This window comes from Microbulbifer sp. SH-1, assembly GCF_011326135.1.
Lineage (GTDB): Bacteria > Pseudomonadota > Gammaproteobacteria > Pseudomonadales > Cellvibrionaceae > Microbulbifer > Microbulbifer harenosus.
On record NZ_CP046948.1, the window covers coordinates 3,612,944 to 3,629,760 of the forward strand.

Consider the following 16,817-nt stretch of genomic DNA (forward strand, 5'->3'; position numbering starts at 1 on the left):
ACTCTCCTAACAGGGCCTATCAACCCTGCAACCATTCATTCTGATTGGTTCCCCCGGAGTGAAACCGGCGTTCTCAGCATTCCGACCGACAGGTGTAACATCATCACCTGCTTCAATATCATTCTTAAGCTTTTGTTGGCCAGAAGACAGCTTTGCATCCCCTGTTTTAGTTTCAACCACCTCTTTGTCCTTAGTTACAAAGTCCGCTCTTGTACGAGTACCATCTTTAGTTTTAAAAGTGACTTGTTCCCCAGCAATTTTATCGCCAAGTCTCGCGCGCGTCATTGCCTCTCCTTGCTTACCTCTCCGTTTATTTTCTCGGAGTCTCTTCTGCTTTCCGTCAATATCGCTTTTAGCACGATCTAATCTTTTCTGATAAATTTCTTCTTGATACTCAGAACCTGTTGCCCATAAAACAAGCTCCGCCAAAGCAGTACCCGCATCACCTCTCCGCTTCGACTCACCAGTAGGATCCGAAAAGTTCAGTGGATCATTTCCCACATATGCATAAAGATTCATCTGATCTTCGTAGCCGATAGGATCAGTCTGCAAGAACCGTCCCAACTTCGATGAGTACATTCGCGCCTTATAATGCCAAAGCTCAAGGTCCTCTATCCAGATCTGACCGGTGTAACCAAACCGGAAAGAGTGTTCTGATACTGGCTTGCCCCAAGTATCATAGCGAAGCAGCTGCTGCAGATTGGTACCCTCAGATACTAGGACAATACTGCCTTGATGGTTAGCGCGCAAATGACGTAGGTTGCCCGTCGATACCGCGTTTCCCTGAAACCAGGCGACAGGATCATCTTGGGAAATACCGTGAACGTAACGCTGCTTTGCCGTGGTGCTAATTCCATCAAACTCCGCAATCAGTTCGTCACCGTCGTATAGAAAGTGCGTAGTCCCTGTAGCAGCGCCACTTACCTTGTAAAGCCGCCCTAACGGGTCATACCATAGTTCTGCCTTCAGGCTGCCGTCACTGGCGGTCGCCTTGACTAGGCGGTTTTCCTGATCGTAGGTATATATGCTATCCCCATCAGAGGTCAAACTGCCGTTGTCATCGTAACCATAGATCTGACCCGAAACCGATGTGTATTGGTTCAGACCGTTAACGTCATAGCTTTCACTCTTCATCAAGGAAGCGGGAGCGTACTGAATGTTTGAAGTGTCAACACTCAATACCTGTGAGGCCGGGTTGTACTGGAAAGTGAATATGTTATCGAAAATGCCTTTGTTGAGATCATGACTCAGGCTCTTTAAACGTCCAACTCCATCGAAATCAAAATCAGTATTGACTCCGCCATTTAACTGGGAAAGCGCGCCGTACTGATCGTAGTCGTAATCGGCCAACGTGCCGGTACTGGAGTGACGGATGCGATCCAACCGGTTGAGTTTGTCGTAATCGTAGTAGAAGCGCTGGCCATCCGGATGTGTCACATAATCCCGCATGCCATTCAATTTATAGTGATGAGTAATTTTTCGACTAACACCTTCCAGGTTAATTGTCGAGGTCTCCAGATTTCCAAAAATGTCATAAGTCTGAGTTACCCCCTGTCCTGACGGTGAGTCGAAGCGGCTATGCAACGATAGACCTCTATTGTCATAGCCGTAGTAGACATCACGGGTATGTGCAGAAGACAAGCCGCTACGAGAAGGTACTTTTTTCCATTTCGCCCGGTCCAGATTGTCATACTCATAGGTTAGAACGGTACCGTCCCGCTTACGGTACAAAGTGCGGTTGTCATTGAGGTCGTAATCGTACTTCTCATAGTCGGTTACGGAGTGAGTTGCACTCCCTTGTATTTTTGAGGGAAAGTACCAATGAGTCTGGCGATCATAAGCGTCATACGCCAGATGCGCTTTGTTCCTATTTGCATCGAAAATATCGGTTTTTTTGCCATTGTCGCTGTATTGATACTCAGCATACACTTGCTGCAAAGGTGTACCGTAGGCTTTATATATTTTCTTTAATTGGCCTGCAGCGTCATATACGTTTTTAGTGATCCGATCATATCCATACTCTCCGACACTCCCCAGCTGGCATGCATCGGCGGGTAGAGAAGAAAAATTCATTCTCACCGCAGTGCAGATCAGTCGGTTCCAAGCATCATAGGAATACTGCGTAATCGAAACGATCTCAGAGCTGGGTTGCTTATCTGAAACAACGGTTTCTATCGCTTTACGCCCCAGGTCGTCATAGTCGATTTCTGTATAGCTAGTCACAGACATCTCGGTGAGTGCACTCTTGGTAGTGCCTGTGGTCACACCAGTTTCAATTAATCTTGGCTGGCTTGCATTGTTGTACGCCGTGCGCTTTGCGATACGGGGTTGGGGGCCCGTGGCATCCGGATCCTCACTGATTTCACCAATTTTGCGGCCAATCGCATCATAAAAATAGTGCGTTACTCGCCCAAGAGGGTCGGTCGCAGTCTCCATATGCCCTGCGTCGTCATATGTGAAAGACTCTGTAGCAGAAACACTGTCGTCACCGGACTTAGTGGTTATATTTTCCGGTAAAAAGGTGTGACCCCAATAAGCAGTGCTAATGACTTGCTCCTTTTCGTTCCCCGCGCAAGTATTCCCTTCCACACACGTGGTGACCTCATTCCTCCGCCAAATAATGCCATCTCCGGTGTCCACCGATTCATAGAAATAACTGGTTACAGGTCGAACTCCGTTCGGCTGAGCTGGCTTTGTAACGGTTTCTACGCCGCCGTGGACAGGATAGTATGTGTAATCTGTCTTGTTGCCCTTGGCGTCTTTCACCCACTTTGGCTTATTACACGTTTTGGGATTTGAACAGTCCGACGGGTATTCGGCCTCGAAAATCACTCGATCTAATAAGCCCTGACCGGGCTTGGCAATCTGGGTGATTTTCGTAAGATTTCCTCTGCCATCATAAGCATAGGCGTAACCATTGGATTCTGGTAGGTAAGCGGAATCCAGCAAATTATCCAAGTAGTTGTAACTGGTTAGACGCTCCAGCTCATCCTTGTATGAATTGATCTGAGTTTCAATATGTCCCATTGGACACTCAAACACATAACCGTAATCGTAGCCATCATGAATCCAGCTGAATTTTACTTTGCGCCTCGCCCCATATGGGTCGGTAATTGTTTTTTCATTTTCTTTATTGTCATACTGCCAAACATAGGGGGGGCGGGTAATTTTTTTAACAGGGACAGAGGTTGCTATTAATCCCGCCGATTCAGAAAATATCCACTTTTGCGCATCATCCATATGATACTCAATGTAAGTGTTTACGCCATTCGGTAATTTTACATGCGTTGGTAAAGTAACTGTGTTATCTATATTCAAAGTTGGAATTACTGTTCCGCCATAGCCAACAGCATAAGTATCTAGGTTACACCGATTGACACTGCCTCCTTTGAAGTTGACTTCATAGGTGCGGCCGATATCATCCTTGTGAACTACAGATGTAGTTCTTGGTGTAGTTGAAATGTTTTTGTTACGGACGGTGTTCAAGGAGTTTATCTTCGTCGTACCACGGTAAATTTCAACTTTGGTTGTAGAAACCCCTATCTTGTTTCCAAGGTTTCTGATGTTTTGTAGCCAGTTCATTCCAGGTCTTGAGTAATTTTGGTAGCTCGCTGGCGCTGAGTTTTTGAAGGCTAAGCTGTAACCAAGATTACTCTTGATTGTATCTACACTAAACGTTGCTCCTCCGATCGTTTCAACAGTGCTGAATGGTTCGTAAGTTAGCTTTTCACCGTTTGCGTATAAAATTTCTCGTACATATGAAAACCCTTGATACTCCGCCGCATTGCAACCGACAGCATCACCTCCTGTGACAGCGCAATCCGGCAAAGAATTCTTAAATATTGGATAGAATGAATATTTAGTTCCGGATTTGTCTGTAAACGCATAGTCAGTTTCGTTGATACGAGTTAATTGTACCCCCTCTTTGCGTACATCTTGGGTGCACTCGCCATAGTTTATACAGGTAAATAGTTTGTCCTTGCCTCCAACGTGAACCCTAATATGTCTTTCATTACTGGAAGAAGAATCTGGAATGTATGTTTTGTCATCAAGATAGACGTTAAGAGAAAACGTATCCTTACGACCGTTAAAAGACATGTTGAAAGAATTTAGGTTTCCAGCGGCAGGAACAGAAAAAATCAATGGAGAGGCAGTCAAGAAAACGCCACTCGTTGCATCCACTCCGTTAAAATCGGGGTTTGGATTTAAAATAGGAAGGTCCTTGTAGTCGTACTCCTGAGCAATGGTGTTGGTGCTCGCACCAATTACAAAACTCAGAGCAAAGAAGATTAAGGTTCCGGGTAGACTTATATTTAATTTATGTGTTTTTGCTGGTTTCGCCAAAATCATTATTAGTTCCAACTTCCTATCAGAAAACGTTTTCGCATTTCGTGTCTGATCCATGCGGTATCTACACTGCGCTCGTTAAATACTTAATTGCTGACTGTTACGGTCTTTCGATTGCCTGCGTCATCGTATTCGTAATCGATTTGCTTATGATCAGTGTTTGTAACAGCTTCCAGTCTTCCTAGTGCGTCATACCGATATTTAACAAAACCATTTTGGTTTTCAACTTTCAAATTGAAACTTTTGCTCACACTCGCGACGCCGTCGCTTACTGAGACTGTGATGGTGGAGTTCCCAATCTCATCCCGCGTCGGTGTTATCGCGATGCGCTTGCCGGATGAATTATTGGTCATTGCAATTGCGCCATTTGGAATAAGCGCTGTGTTACTTGAACTGGCCGTGACTTGGAGACTGGCAGGTTCGGTCTCCTCATCCGCGATAGATACATTGAATGCTGTGGTTGTATTGACTAATACGGTTTTATTGCCAATGGCACCTATTACAGGTGCATCATTTATCGGATTAACAGTCAACCAAAAGACATCGCTGGCAGTTCTGTTTCCGTCACTGACGGTAACAGTAACTTCAGTGCTTCCATGCGCATTCTTACTTGGTTTTATAGTAACCGTCCGGCTGGAGCCGGAGCCGCCAAAGGTAATTCCACCCGAGGGGACCACTGATGTATTACTGGAGCTGCCACTGAGAATAAGGGACCCGACGGAGGTATCTATATCGGAAACACCAAATGAGACCGATTTCGTTCCATCCTCGTTCATTGTTTGATTCGAGATGTTAGATAGTGCAGGGGGATCATTCACAGCATTTACAGTTAGCCGGAAAGTTTCAGATGAAATATTTTTTCCATCGGACACTTTAATGGTGACTATTCCGCTTCCACTTTTATTTGCCGCGGGACGCACTGTGACAGTCCGGCTTCCACCAGTCCCGCTAAAGGTTATATTGCTCAGAGGAAGTAAAGATGTATTGCTCGATGCTTTGGAAAGTACGAGTTGCGAAAGCGGTGTTTCCCTGTCGGACACGCTAAAAGACACTGCTTTGCTAATGTCCTCGTTCGTGGTTTGATCGGAAATACTGCTAATGGTTGGGCGTTGATCCGTCAGGGTCACGCTTATGGAACTGGACTTCTCTATGTATCCGTATCGACCGGTGCTGGGGTCATACGCGAAATCAACCCAATGTATGGTGATGACATTGGTTCCGGTTAATATTTGAGCGGTAATAGAATAAGGGGTCTGTGCACCCTGATGAGTCATAACCGTTGTCGAAGATAACGTGGCCCCATTTGTGGTAAATGAACATACATGGGTAATGGAGAAACAACTTCCCGATAACGTCACTTGACCTGTGACGCCACAGCTACCCCCATTGCATCCCCAGCTTGATGACACCGAACCTGCGCTGATACTCGCTGCACTAGCAATGGCTGGTAAAAGAAGCAAAGCAATAAAAAACGCCTTGGTTACATGTATCAAACCTGTAACCTTTTCCTCTGTTAGGTCCATAACTTCCCTGATTCGCTATTTTTATGTGGTATTGTATTATGATTTCTGTTTTTTATTTGTCAAATAGAATCGCGCCACAACAAGTGAGAAATAGTTCGCTTGCAAGAGCGTCGATACAGTGCCTTGTATAATTAGGTGCTTCAGCACCGTATGATTTCCATGGAGATTATTGGTTGGATACTCCTGCGCGCAATTTTGGAAGTAAATTCCTCAATTTATTTATGGCACTATTCCGAGTTTCGTAAACTAGTTTTTTCTGTAAGCGTTTGAAGGGAATAAGTTCATCGTCGCAGGAAGCCCCGACATGCATGGCCTCACTGTTGATATTATGGAATCAGCGGTGGAATATAAGTGGGAGTTTATCTGCGACTGATATGGAAGCTTTCTACAATCGCCAACGTCGCTACTCGCGGCTTGGTAATCTGGTCCCGGCGGAACTCGCAAAAAATATTGGGAAATAGTCGGAGTTGCTTAAATCGGGGCTGTCCGATATCGCCAGGGCATCCCAAAGTTTTTCAGGAAAATCACTGGCTAGAAGAATTTTTCGCCATCTAGGCAATTGAGGTTTTCATTACCGTGGATTGTCAACACGCATACTAATGATCGGTCGTTGCGCCCCCGCTTATATCTGCGAGATCTGGGTGGAAGATGACGCCGGTTAATCCTGCTCTCTCCACCGCCAGCCTCAGTTCATCGGTGCAGAAAACATCGTAGTAAGCACTAATAGTTGATCGGAAAATCATCGTGCCTACGGGCAGCTTATTTTCGATGAAGCCAATACTTTGGGCTTCATCGAATTCATTAAGTACTGTTAAGCGGTCGTCCCGCGCTCCGAAATTCTCGGCAATTGTGAGGGGATTGAACAGATAGCCCGATCCGCCGGCGTAAGTTACTGGTAAGAACTCCCCATCCTGGCGAAGTTCGTCACCAAGCGCTTGGAATGCTTTGACACTGAAGAACATCCGGCCGTCATAAACTGACAAGTCAGGAATCTCTTCGTAGATAGTCTCTTCTTCGGGTCCGAAGTCTAAACGTAGAGGCTCTTTCCAAACTTCTGAATACTTTACGGGCGAACGCTTGATATGAATCGGGTAGGCCCTTCCCAGTTTCTCCAGCACTTCAAGGTGAGGAATGTCAAAAATAAGATAGCGGTCATCTCGGACTATTCTGTGAATTGTCATTGAGCGCGTTATGCCTTTTGCATTATGTAAGATGGCAGGGTACCGGATTGCAAGCGGTGTTCGACAAACCTGAGGGTTTCAACTAGCTTTTGATCCGTGTCGATGGTGTCGAGATTGATTAATCTTTTGAACCACGAATAGTATTGTCTTCGGTGTATCTGGCTGTGTGGTACGGCTTTCCTTAACCAATCGGGCATAAATGACAGTGCTTTCGTGTTCTTGGGCAGCCAGCATCCATTAATTGAGTCATCAATCTTGCGGCATCTCTGTGTGCCCCAGATATGATTGCATGAGCGTCACACAACTCGTGCGGTCGCGGATCTCCATCTACTGTCATGTGCTTTCCGAGACGCAGGGAAACGTGCTTTTCTTCGAGCAACTCCCTGTCTGACATGTTTATTCCTTCAGCCCTGTAAATATCGAGTATGCTCTCTACCTGGGCAACGGTGCCCACTCGATTGAGATCTGCTTCTGTAGGGTTTTCGATGGATGCGAAATTATCAATAGCTCTATCAACTCGATGCATTTCATGAAACTTCTGTTTCGGCATAGCAATATCCTTTTGCTTCTGATGATAGAAGTCTGCAACGTTAACTGTTCCGCCAGAGGCCAACAATAAAGCCCCGGCAAAATGGCGCCGTCATCAAACTATGCTCTTTTCATTTCTCGGGAGCACTGCCGCCACTCAGGACGGCAGGAAGTCGATGGAGTAGTTGAGCGTGGATTTTTCCACACTGGCGGCACCGAAATTGATCAGGCCGATACGCGCCAGCAGTTTGCGCTCCAGATCCGCATCGCCGAGCTCGCTGCTAACCAGGGTCACCGAGGAGACGGTGCCGTTGGCCTCGATCACGAGCTTGACCGTTACCTTGCCGGCCAGCGTTGGGTCCTGGCGCAGGGCGCGGTTGTAGATGGCGAAGATGGCACCTTTGTTGGCTTCCATGACCTGACGGATGGATTCCTCGCCGCGGGTGCCGCGCTCGCGGCGCGCCTCCTTGGCACTGGACTTGGCCGCCGCCGTGGCCTCCGCCACTTCCACCTGGGTCGTCTCGCGCCCAGACAGCGCGGAACCGCCGGTGTTGCGGCTCAGCTGTCCGGTGTTGATGCCACCGCTGGACGCCTTGGATTTGTCGGAAATCAGCGAGCGGTCGATCTTCTGCGCGTTGGCAGCGCCACTGGCAAGACTGTTGGCATTGGCCACCTGGGATACGTCGAGGCTGTCGCGCATATCCATCAGGTCGTCCTGCAGCTGCATCAGGCCGCTATTGGCCGCCTTTTCCCGCGCCTTGGTCACCTCTTCTACCGTCGCTTTTTCCGTGAGCGGCTTGGGCTTGACGGTCTTCACCGGCTCCGGTTTCGGCTTTTCGACGGGCTTTGGCTTTTCCTGTTTGACCTCTTTGGGCTTGGGCTTTTTTTCTACGGGTTTAGGCTTCGGCTTTTCGACCGGTTTCGGCAGTTCCTTTTTTTCAAGAATCACCCGCGCGAGTTGCGGCGGCAGCTGTTCTTTCTGCTCGCGTGTCAGCTCCGGAGCCGGAATAAACGTGAACAGCGCGCCCACAATCACAAAGGCGACCATGCCCGCCTTGAGGAATTTTACAAAACGCTGGTCCTCTTCTTCGGTGGAAGACCAGGGCAGCAGTGCGTTGTAGTAGTGCCAGGGCATCAGCGCCGGGGCAGTCGTCGTCGACATAGCTGAACTCCCCCTTATTGACCGGCGGCCGGTGCGGCCGGATCCTGCGGTGCGGTCTGCGTGACCGCGAGATCGATATCCCGGTAGTCCGCTGCCGCGCAGGTGTTCATGATCTGCTTCAGCAGTGCATAGGGCACTTCCTCGTCACCGAGGATAGTGATCGGGCGGCCCACCGCCTGCTTGTCTTCCGGCAGTGGCTCCGCGCGGCTGGCGAGATAGGTGAGCTCGTCGAGCAGTGGTTTGATCTGCTCGTCCGCCGTGGAAATATCCGCAATCTTCGCCACCACGCGGTTGCCCACCAGCAACTGATCGCCATTGACCCGCACTATGGTGGTGGTCTCCGGCTTTTGTGTAGAGGTGGAGTCCGGAAGTTTGATGGTCTTGTCCGCCTGCAATACTTCCACATCGGAAGAATTCACCAGCAGGAAGAACACCAGAATGGTGAAAATATCCATCAGCGAGACCAGGTTCAGTTTGGTCTCCTTATGCCGGCGCTGCTTGCGCCCTTTCAGCTTGCCGCCGATCGTCGCTTTCATAGTCCGTTGCCTGCCAGCTGCTGTTCGCTTTCTTGTTGGGCCTGCGCCTGCCCTTCTTCAGGGGGGGCATCGCCGAGGGAAATCTGCGGAAACAGTTCCGCATCCACCACCGATGCCGCCACCACCGCGCGGAACGAGCGCGCGGTGTCCATGGCGCTTACCAACGTGCGGTAGGGTGTACCGGGCTCGGAGAGGATCACCAGGTCTTTCTTGTCGATGTCTTTCTCGCGCAGGCTGCGCTTCACTTCCTGCAATACATCGGACACCAGCTTGAAATCCGGCGCGCCGTCCCGGTTGGAAATACGCTTCACGCGAATTCCCGCCGGATAGTTGATGTCGATGTAATGGGCGCGCAGCACCAATTCCAGTTGCTGATTTTCTTTCTGATCCTGTGTCGTGCTCGGGTCGCTGAGACCGGGCAGATTCAGGTTCAGTACGGAGATATGGGAAAACACCATATTCAGCAGCAATACGGGGACCAGAACGGTCATCAGGCTCATGAACGAGGTGATGTCCAGCTCCGGATCGGTTTCCAGCCTGCGTCGGATAGCCATGGCAATCTCTTTTTATCTGATATAAGTGGAACTCAGGCAGTAGTGGCCTGGCGCGCCGCAGCCGCTTGTTCTGCTTTCTGACCGCGGGTCAGGGTAATCAGATTGAGGAATTTCACCCCGGCCATTTCCAGGCTGTCGATGATTTCGTTGGTTTTGTTCTGCAGCATGGAGTAAGCCAGCAGCAGCGGGATGGCCGCGATCAGACCGAAGGCGGTGGTGTTCATCGCCACGGAAATGCTGGAGGACAGCATGGAGGCTTTTTCGGACGGTTCTGCGTTGGCTACCGCAGTAAACGCGGCGATCAGGCCGATGATGGTACCGAGCAGGCCGAGCAGGGTGGAAATGTTGGCGAGGGTGGCCAGGTAGTTGGTGCGTTTTTCCAGGCGCGGCACGGCTTCGAGGATGCTTTCTTCGATGGCCATTGCGATGTTTTCATCTTTGCGTGCGTGCTGGGCAGTTGCAATGCCGGCGGCGACGAGCTGGCCCATGGGGGCCTTTTCATTCTGCGCGAATTTGAGTGCGGCGGCGAAGTTGCGCTGCTGCATCATCGGCAGTATCTGGCCGTAGGCGCGGCGGTTGGCCATTTTGGCGCGGGACAGGAACACCCAGCGCTCGACGACGAGCGCCAGTCCGATCACCAGTACCAGCGCGATGGGGTACATGAATGCGCCGCCGTTCTGGAAGAAGCGCAGCAGTGTGTTGAAAAACTCCATGGTCAAATCTCCGGGACGTAAAGATTTTTAGTGTGTAAAAGTAATTAACTTTGAAGTGAAGGTGATGACGCCGGGTATTGGTTCGCAAGACCTTCCGCGAGAGGGACCTCGCGGAAGAGCCCCCAGGGATGGGTTTACGGCGTGTCTTGCGAACCAATACCCGGTGGCAGCACCGCCACCAGATTTTCTTACAGGGCATTCTTGGTTGATTCTGGGAAGGAACCGACTTAGCAGGTCCTGTGGCGGCCAAGCACCGGGGATGAGTTTTTGAAACCGCTGTGAATACATCCCTGTACGCTGCGTCGCAAACGTCCCTGTTTGCGACGCTTTCAAAAACTCATCCCCGGCACTTGGCCTTCAACTTGTATTTTTGTACTTCGTTAGCCTTGGGTTAATTGGCTTTTTTTCAGTTGTTGTTCTCGCTTTCCTGCACCAACTTGATCTCCCGCTTCAGTTCTGAATATTCCTGATGCTGGAAACTGTGGTCGATGGCGGTGTGGATGGTGCTCTCGATTTTTTCCAGGCTCGCAGCCTGCTTCCAGGGAATGATGTACAACACCTTGGGTTGCTCCTGGCTGCCCACAATCGTGGATTCCAGCGAGATCACCTCGCCCTCTTCCTGCGCGGTCGCAGCAAAAGACAGCGCGAACAATAACAGAGTAATTAGCGGAGACAGTTTCAGCATGAATTACATTCTCCGTTCCAGATCCACAATCCAGCCCGCCAGCACCCGGTCTTCCGCCTCTTCAAGTGCCTTCGCCTCGCGGTAGTGATGCAAAGCCTGTTCCGGTTTGTGCAGATACAGGTCGTACAGGATACCCAGGTTGCGGTGGCCCATGGCGAAATCCGGCCACTGTGCCAACGCACTTTCATAAGCCACACGGGCATCTTCGAACCGGCCCTGATCGCGCAGCAAAACACCGAGTGCATTCCACGCAAACACATTCTTTGCATTGGCCTCCACCGCACGGCGCAGGCTCGCTTCGGCCTGCTCGGGCTGTGCCAGCTTCAGCTGGACCTTGGACAGGTTCAGCCAGGCACCGGAAAGGTTCGGCCACTGCGCCACCACCTGCTGCAACTCGGTTTCCGCCGCCTGAAATTGCTGTTGATCGAAGAATTCGCGCGCGCGCGACATGGCCTGCTGCGCGCCGGTCGGCACGCTGGCGTGCTCCGCGAAATAAGGATTCGGTGTCGCCACACGCTTACCGTTCTCATCCAGCACCGGTTCGGCGGTATCCGCGATATCCGGTTGCGATGGATTGCTGCCACAGGCCGCCAGCAATGTGGCGAGGCTGGCGATGGCGGCGAGGCGGAAGTAGCTTTTCAGGAAAGGTTTCATATCAGTACGCCTCCTCACTCCACGCCAGGGTCGACTCCGGTTTGCGGTAGCGCGCTGGCAGCAGGTTTTCCAGGGAGGAGAAACTGTTCTTCACCCATTGGTCGTACACGCCGTCTGCCGTGCGCTGAATATTCGCCTCGTGCAGCTCGATGGCTTTTTCCTCGAACGGGAAAGCCTGTTCCTCCAGCAGGATCTCATACTGTTCCAGTTCCAGCGGACTCAGGCCGTTGGGGCGCTGGGAATCCATCAGGTCGCGGCTAAGCTGCCGGTAGACTTCGGCGAGGCGGAAGTTGGCGGCGGTGGTAAATTCGGCGATGCCGAAATCCAGCACTTTTTTGTAATCCGCCACCGTGGTTTCCATCGCCTGTTTCTTGTTTTTCAGACTCTGCTTCAGCGGCAGGGTGAGAGACAAACGCTCGAAGCGCGCGTAACTCTGTTCTGCCAGCTCACTCTGCGCGAAGGCGGCGAGATAGCGGCCGCGGGGTTCGGACACGCGGTTGCCGGACAGGCTCTTCAGCCAAAGATTGCGCTCACTATGATTGCCGGCTTTGGCGTACAGGGAAACCAGCTGGTACTGGGCTTCCAGGTTCTGCAGCGCCGGTTCGCGCCACTGACGCGTGTACTGGCGGTAGGCGTCGATGGCTTTGGTGTTGTTGCCGGCCTGCTCGAACTGTTCCGCCGCCAGGTACAGTGAAGTGCGGCGCACCTCGGCACTGGGATCGCTGTTGGCCAGCGTCATCAGTTCGTCGGCGGCGGCTTCCGGCATGTCCATGCCCTGGTAGATTGCCACCGCCTTGGCGGCGAGCGACGGGGTCAGCTTGTGATTCGGGTAATGCTGGCGGAAGTCCGTCAGCTCGGCTTGCGCCGCCGGCCAGCGCTGCAGGCGCACCAGCTGGGTGATGGCGTCGTACTGGGCAGTGGCGGCGATGGTGGAGCGACCACTCTGGCGCACCCGCAACAACAGCGCGATGGCCTGCTCCGTGGGCGCAATGAATTCCATGCTGTCACTGGTGAGATGTACCTGACTCAGGATCAGCTCCGCCTGCTTGTAGATGGACGACTGCAGGCGGTCGCGGGTATTAACGTATTCCGGGTCTGTAGACGCCATGCCGGAGAGCAGCTGGGTATAGGCGTTTTCCGCCGCGGCGAAATCGTCGATTTCAAAATAACTGTGGCCGAGCAGCATGAGGATACTGCGGCGCTGGGCGGCGTCCGGTGGCGGCTGCCAGGCCGCGGCCTTTTCCGCGGCGGCAATAGTTTCCTGGTGGCGGTACTGCTCGAACAGGTTGTGCGCGGCGTCAAGTTGCACCGCCAGTGCGCGTTGGTCCTGCGGCCAGGTATCGGCGAAGCGCAGGCTGGTCTCGATCTTGCGATCGAGCCACAGGCTGGCCTGCTCCGGATTTTTCTGCCGCTTGTGCACCTGCCCTGCGGTCAGGATGGCGGCGTAGCCGGCTTCGCTGGCCTGTGGCGGCGCACTGCCGGTTTCCTCGGCAAACTCCCAGGCCACCCGCCGATAGGCGTTGAATGCCAGCGCATACTGGCCGGCCTCGCTCAGGCTCTCCGCCATCAGGAAGGTGAGCTCCGGGGCTTTTCCGTCTGTCGGGAAGGTCTCGATAAATTCGCCGTAGAGGCTGGCTGCGGCCAGGAACGCCTCGCGGGATTCGCGCTGGGCTTTTTCAGCAACGCGCAAATTATTACGAGCGACATGGGCCTCTTTGGCCAACGCCTGGGCGCGGGCGTGGTCGAAGCGCGCCAGCTCTTCCAGCCACGGCTTCAGGTGCGCCGTCAGTTCGCCGCGCTGTTGGTCGTCGGCGGCTTGCCAGTACTGGCTGCGGATGCCGTAGCGGACAATGAAGTCGCGCTTGGCCGGGACCACTTCGCTGGGGAAGTTGCCCTGCTGCAGAATTTCCACCGCGCGCACATGCATATTTGGCGCTTCAGCGCTTTGCGGATAGCGCTCCACATAGGTGAGGAAGGTCTGCGCACCGTCTCGGTAGCGCTCGCTCTCTGCGTACCAGTCGCCAAGGCCGCGGTAGAGCAGATGTTGATAGCTGCGCGGGCCGGTCTCGGGGCTGAAGGATTCGATCGCCCCGGCGCCGCCCAGGTAATTGAACCCGAGTGCCAGCACCCGCAAGGTGTCGTCGGCCAGCCGCCGTTCGCCCTGCTGCAGTTCTTCCAGTGAGCGTTTCTGCACCTGGCCTTCGGCCAGCAGGTCGTCCATCAGGACCAGGAAGGTTTCGCCGGCGTCCTGATAGCGCGCATCCTTGAACTGGCTCCAGCCGAGCATGTAGCGGGCATTGCGCGCGAACGGTGTGTCGCCCTGCGCCAGCACCGCGGCGAAATCGCGTTCCGCCGCGCGGTACTGTTTGCGGCCGAAGGCGGCCTCGCCGCGGCGAAACAGCGCCTCGGCGATAAACGGCGAGTCCGGCGCGGTTTCGACAATGGTCTCCAGTGCCTGCAGCGAGCCGCCGGTGTTGCCATCCAGCGCGCGCGCGCGGGCCAGGCGGTAGGCGAGATAATCGTCGTCGGCGGAGGTCTGCAGCAGTTCTTCGTAGTGGCGCACCGCATTGTTGTAGGCCACTGCCATCGCCGGGTTGTCCGCCTGCTGTTGTTCGAGCCGCTCCATTTCCAGATCCGCAAGGCGCAGCTGGATCTGGCGGCGGGTGCGCGGATCGCGGTTGGCCGCCAACGCTTTCTCGTAGCTGTCGATCAGTGCGGGCAGTGCCACCTTCGGCATCGGTACCGCCGGTTCCGGCGGCAATTCGCTGACAGGCAGCTGCGCGAGTGTGGTGCCGGGATCGAACTGACTGGCGCAGCCACTGAGGCTGGCCGCCGTGCACACGGCCAGGGCGAGCTGCGTTACGCGGTGACGATGAGTAACAGCTTTCACGATTGCACCTCGGTCATGACGTCGTCGTCGCGGTTTTCGGGTGCGGGGGCGCTGTCTATCTCGGCTTCGCGAATGTTGTCGGCTGCGGGCGGTGCAAATTTGCCCTGCATGTTGGCGTCCTGGATACGTGCAATGGCGAGACGGGTATGCGCCATGTACTGCTCGACGCGCGCTTTTGCGTCGCTCAGTGCGCGCTGCATGTCCTGGCGGATCTGGGCCTCGATGACACCGCTGGCGCGGTCGATGGCGGTGCGCTGTTCTGCCAGTCGCAGTGCGGCATCGTCCACGCTGCCTGCGAGCAGATTGAGCTGCGGTGCCTCGGCGGTGATGCGCGCTACCTTGCGCTGGCGCCGCGCCGCGTCGGTGAGTTGCTGCTCCAGTTCAGCGATGACTTTGCGCTGCTGCCACAGATTGTCGTGATACTGCTCGGACGCCTGCCACTGCAGAATCCCGCGGGCTCGGGCCAGCGTCTGTTGCTGGTAGCGACCGGATTTGCCGGCGCTGCTCAGGTGCGCGTGGCGGGCCTCGGCTTCCCGCAACATCTGTAGGTATTCGGCCGCTTCTCCGCCGCTGGCGGCGAGCATGGCGAGCCCGTCCTGCTCGGCTTCGATGCGCGCGAGTGAATTCCGCAGTGTTGCGAGTTCCTGTTCCGCAATCTGCACCTGCTGATCGTACTGGGCGCTGTCGTGTTGGCGCAGGATCGCCGTGCGGCGCTGCTCGCGCTCGTCGATCAGGGTGTGAAATTCCGGCAGCCGCTGCTGCCACTTTTCCATAACCCGCTTCAGGTGGCGCAGGTCGCGCAGCTCCGACAGCTGCAGCTGCAGGCGGTCGCTCTGCATCATCTGCAACAGGTAGTGCTGGTTTGCGCGGATCAGCGCCGGGGTGGCGGCGTCTTCGAGCCAGCCGTAGCGGCGCAGGTTGATATCCGATTCGCTGTCGAGCTCGGCAAACTGCAGCTCGGCGGCGGCGCCGTGCAGCTTGCCGAGATCCTCCAGTGCCTGCTGGTACTTCTGCTCGGCGTCGCGGTAGGCCTGCAGCGCCAGTATCGGGCGCTGCAGCATTTCGTAACTGTACGGCAGCGCCAGCATGGCCTCCTGCACCTGCGGAGACAGCGGGTTGTCGCGGAACAGATAGGCTAGGGCGTCCACCGCTTTTTGGTAGTCGCCGCCGTTGACCGACGCCCAGCCGAGGCCGAGCAGTGCGTCTGCGGACCAGGGCGTATCCAGGCGCACCACGCTGAACTCCAGTGCCGCCTGTGGGAAATTGCCGTCTACGGCTAAGGCAAAACCGGCACCGATGCGTGCCTTGTCACGCAGGATGCGCAGTTCCTCTTCCGTCTCGGGAGAGACGGTGGGTGCTTTCAGGGCGTCTTCCACCAGCTCGGCCGCGCGGCGGTATTCCGCGGCGGCGGCGGGCAGCTGCTGTTGTCTCGCCAGGAATGCCGCCAGATTGGTGTGTCCGAGCACCCGTTCCGCCAGCGGCAGCTCCGCCATCTGCAGCAGCTGCTGTGCCTGTTGCAGGTCGCCGCTGCGAATCGCCAGATTGAGCGTCAGCGTGGTCTGGTGCATGGCACCGGACTTTTCCAGCTGCAGGGCGGCGGTGTCCCAGTTCTGGTGGCGGTAATTGAGTTCCGCGAGCTTCAGCCAGGCGATTTCCCGGTAACGGGTGAGACGTGTCTGGTTATCTTCGCCCGCGGCCTTCTGCAGCTGTTTCTCGAACAGCGCCGCGGCCTGCTGCTCGAGGCCAAAGGCAAGGCTGATACCGCCGCGGATCAGATCGGCGTTGTCCGCGTGATGTTGGATGCCGCCGCGCAGGTCGGACACCATCAGGGTACTCAGCGCGTCAAAACTGTTGCCCTGGAAGTAGTGGTACAGCGCCTCACCGTAGCGCATGTCCTGCGCCTGCTGGAACTTTTGCGCGGGCGCGTCGCTGTCCTTGTCGGCGTATGCAGGGGCGGTCGCGAGCAGCGCGGCAGCGATGGCCAGTGTCAATGGCGACCGCTGCAGGGATTTTTTGAGGACGGCTGGGAACGGCATGGCGGCGT

12 protein-coding genes are annotated in these 16,817 nt (G+C 54.3%); all 12 read right to left on the minus strand.

Going from position 1 to position 16,817, the window contains the following annotated elements:
* Positions 1–6: 6 nt before the first annotated feature.
* Positions 7–4,350, minus strand: coding sequence for an RHS repeat domain-containing protein (locus GNX18_RS19705; protein ID WP_166219052.1), 4,344 nt, complete (start codon positions 4,348–4,350; stop codon positions 7–9).
* An 83-nt stretch (positions 4,351–4,433) separates the two neighbouring features.
* Positions 4,434–5,870, minus strand: coding sequence for an RHS repeat domain-containing protein (locus GNX18_RS14905; protein WP_166219054.1), 1,437 nt, complete (start codon positions 5,868–5,870; stop codon positions 4,434–4,436).
* A 596-nt stretch (positions 5,871–6,466) separates the two neighbouring features.
* Positions 6,467–7,051 carry a hypothetical protein gene (locus GNX18_RS14910; RefSeq protein ID WP_166219056.1) on the minus strand — a complete coding sequence of 195 codons (585 nt, stop codon included), beginning with the start codon at positions 7,049–7,051 and terminating at the stop codon, positions 6,467–6,469.
* A gap of 181 nt (positions 7,052–7,232) precedes the next feature.
* Positions 7,233–7,601 (minus strand): hypothetical protein, encoded by a 369-nt coding sequence (locus GNX18_RS14915; RefSeq protein ID WP_138234305.1) that lies wholly within the window; start codon positions 7,599–7,601, stop codon positions 7,233–7,235.
* Positions 7,602–7,736: 135 nt separating this feature from the next.
* Positions 7,737–8,741, minus strand: a complete 1,005-nt coding sequence (locus GNX18_RS14920; protein WP_166219058.1) for an AgmX/PglI C-terminal domain-containing protein — start codon at positions 8,739–8,741, stop codon at positions 7,737–7,739.
* Between the two features lie 14 nt (positions 8,742–8,755).
* Positions 8,756–9,277 (minus strand): biopolymer transporter ExbD, encoded by a 522-nt coding sequence (locus tag GNX18_RS14925; RefSeq protein WP_166219060.1) that lies wholly within the window; start codon positions 9,275–9,277, stop codon positions 8,756–8,758.
* Complete coding sequence (locus GNX18_RS14930; RefSeq protein WP_166219062.1) at positions 9,274–9,831, minus strand: biopolymer transporter ExbD; 558 nt, start codon at positions 9,829–9,831, stop codon at positions 9,274–9,276. Before GNX18_RS14930 ends, GNX18_RS14925 begins: the two co-directional genes overlap by 4 nt.
* A gap of 32 nt (positions 9,832–9,863) precedes the next feature.
* On the minus strand, positions 9,864–10,544 hold the full coding sequence (locus GNX18_RS14935) for a MotA/TolQ/ExbB proton channel family protein (protein ID WP_166219064.1): 681 nt from the start codon (positions 10,542–10,544) through the stop codon (positions 9,864–9,866).
* Positions 10,545–10,950: 406 nt separating this feature from the next.
* Complete coding sequence (locus tag GNX18_RS14940) at positions 10,951–11,229, minus strand: hypothetical protein (protein WP_166219066.1); 279 nt, start codon at positions 11,227–11,229, stop codon at positions 10,951–10,953.
* A 3-nt stretch (positions 11,230–11,232) separates the two neighbouring features.
* Positions 11,233–11,883 (minus strand): tetratricopeptide repeat protein, encoded by a 651-nt coding sequence (locus GNX18_RS14945; protein WP_166219068.1) that lies wholly within the window; start codon positions 11,881–11,883, stop codon positions 11,233–11,235.
* Position 11,884: 1 nt separating this feature from the next.
* On the minus strand, positions 11,885–14,773 hold the full coding sequence (locus GNX18_RS14950; RefSeq protein ID WP_240914029.1) for a tetratricopeptide repeat protein: 2,889 nt from the start codon (positions 14,771–14,773) through the stop codon (positions 11,885–11,887).
* Positions 14,770–16,809 carry a hypothetical protein gene (locus GNX18_RS14955; protein WP_166219070.1) on the minus strand — a complete coding sequence of 680 codons (2,040 nt, stop codon included), beginning with the start codon at positions 16,807–16,809 and terminating at the stop codon, positions 14,770–14,772. Before GNX18_RS14955 ends, GNX18_RS14950 begins: the two co-directional genes overlap by 4 nt.
* Between the last annotated feature and the right edge of the window lie 8 nt (positions 16,810–16,817).

Bases quoted from the DNA above. Each gene is read 5' to 3' on its own strand.
- GNX18_RS14920 (WP_166219058.1), bottom strand. From the start codon at position 8,741: ATGTCGACGACGACTGCCCCGGCGCTGATGCCCTGGCACTACTACAAC.
- GNX18_RS14940 (WP_166219066.1), bottom strand. From the start codon at position 11,229: ATGCTGAAACTGTCTCCGCTAATTACTCTGTTATTGTTCGCGCTGTCT.
- GNX18_RS14905 (WP_166219054.1), bottom strand. From the start codon at position 5,870: ATGGACCTAACAGAGGAAAAGGTTACAGGTTTGATACATGTAACCAAG.
- GNX18_RS19705 (WP_166219052.1), bottom strand. From the start codon at position 4,350: ATGATTTTGGCGAAACCAGCAAAAACACATAAATTAAATATAAGTCTA.
- GNX18_RS14955 (WP_166219070.1), bottom strand. From the start codon at position 16,809: ATGCCGTTCCCAGCCGTCCTCAAAAAATCCCTGCAGCGGTCGCCATTG.
- GNX18_RS14930 (WP_166219062.1), bottom strand. From the start codon at position 9,831: ATGGCTATCCGACGCAGGCTGGAAACCGATCCGGAGCTGGACATCACC.
- GNX18_RS14915 (WP_138234305.1), bottom strand. From the start codon at position 7,601: ATGCCGAAACAGAAGTTTCATGAAATGCATCGAGTTGATAGAGCTATT.
- GNX18_RS14910 (WP_166219056.1), bottom strand. From the start codon at position 7,051: ATGACAATTCACAGAATAGTCCGAGATGACCGCTATCTTATTTTTGAC.
- GNX18_RS14925 (WP_166219060.1), bottom strand. From the start codon at position 9,277: ATGAAAGCGACGATCGGCGGCAAGCTGAAAGGGCGCAAGCAGCGCCGG.
- GNX18_RS14945 (WP_166219068.1), bottom strand. From the start codon at position 11,883: ATGAAACCTTTCCTGAAAAGCTACTTCCGCCTCGCCGCCATCGCCAGC.
- GNX18_RS14935 (WP_166219064.1), bottom strand. From the start codon at position 10,544: ATGGAGTTTTTCAACACACTGCTGCGCTTCTTCCAGAACGGCGGCGCA.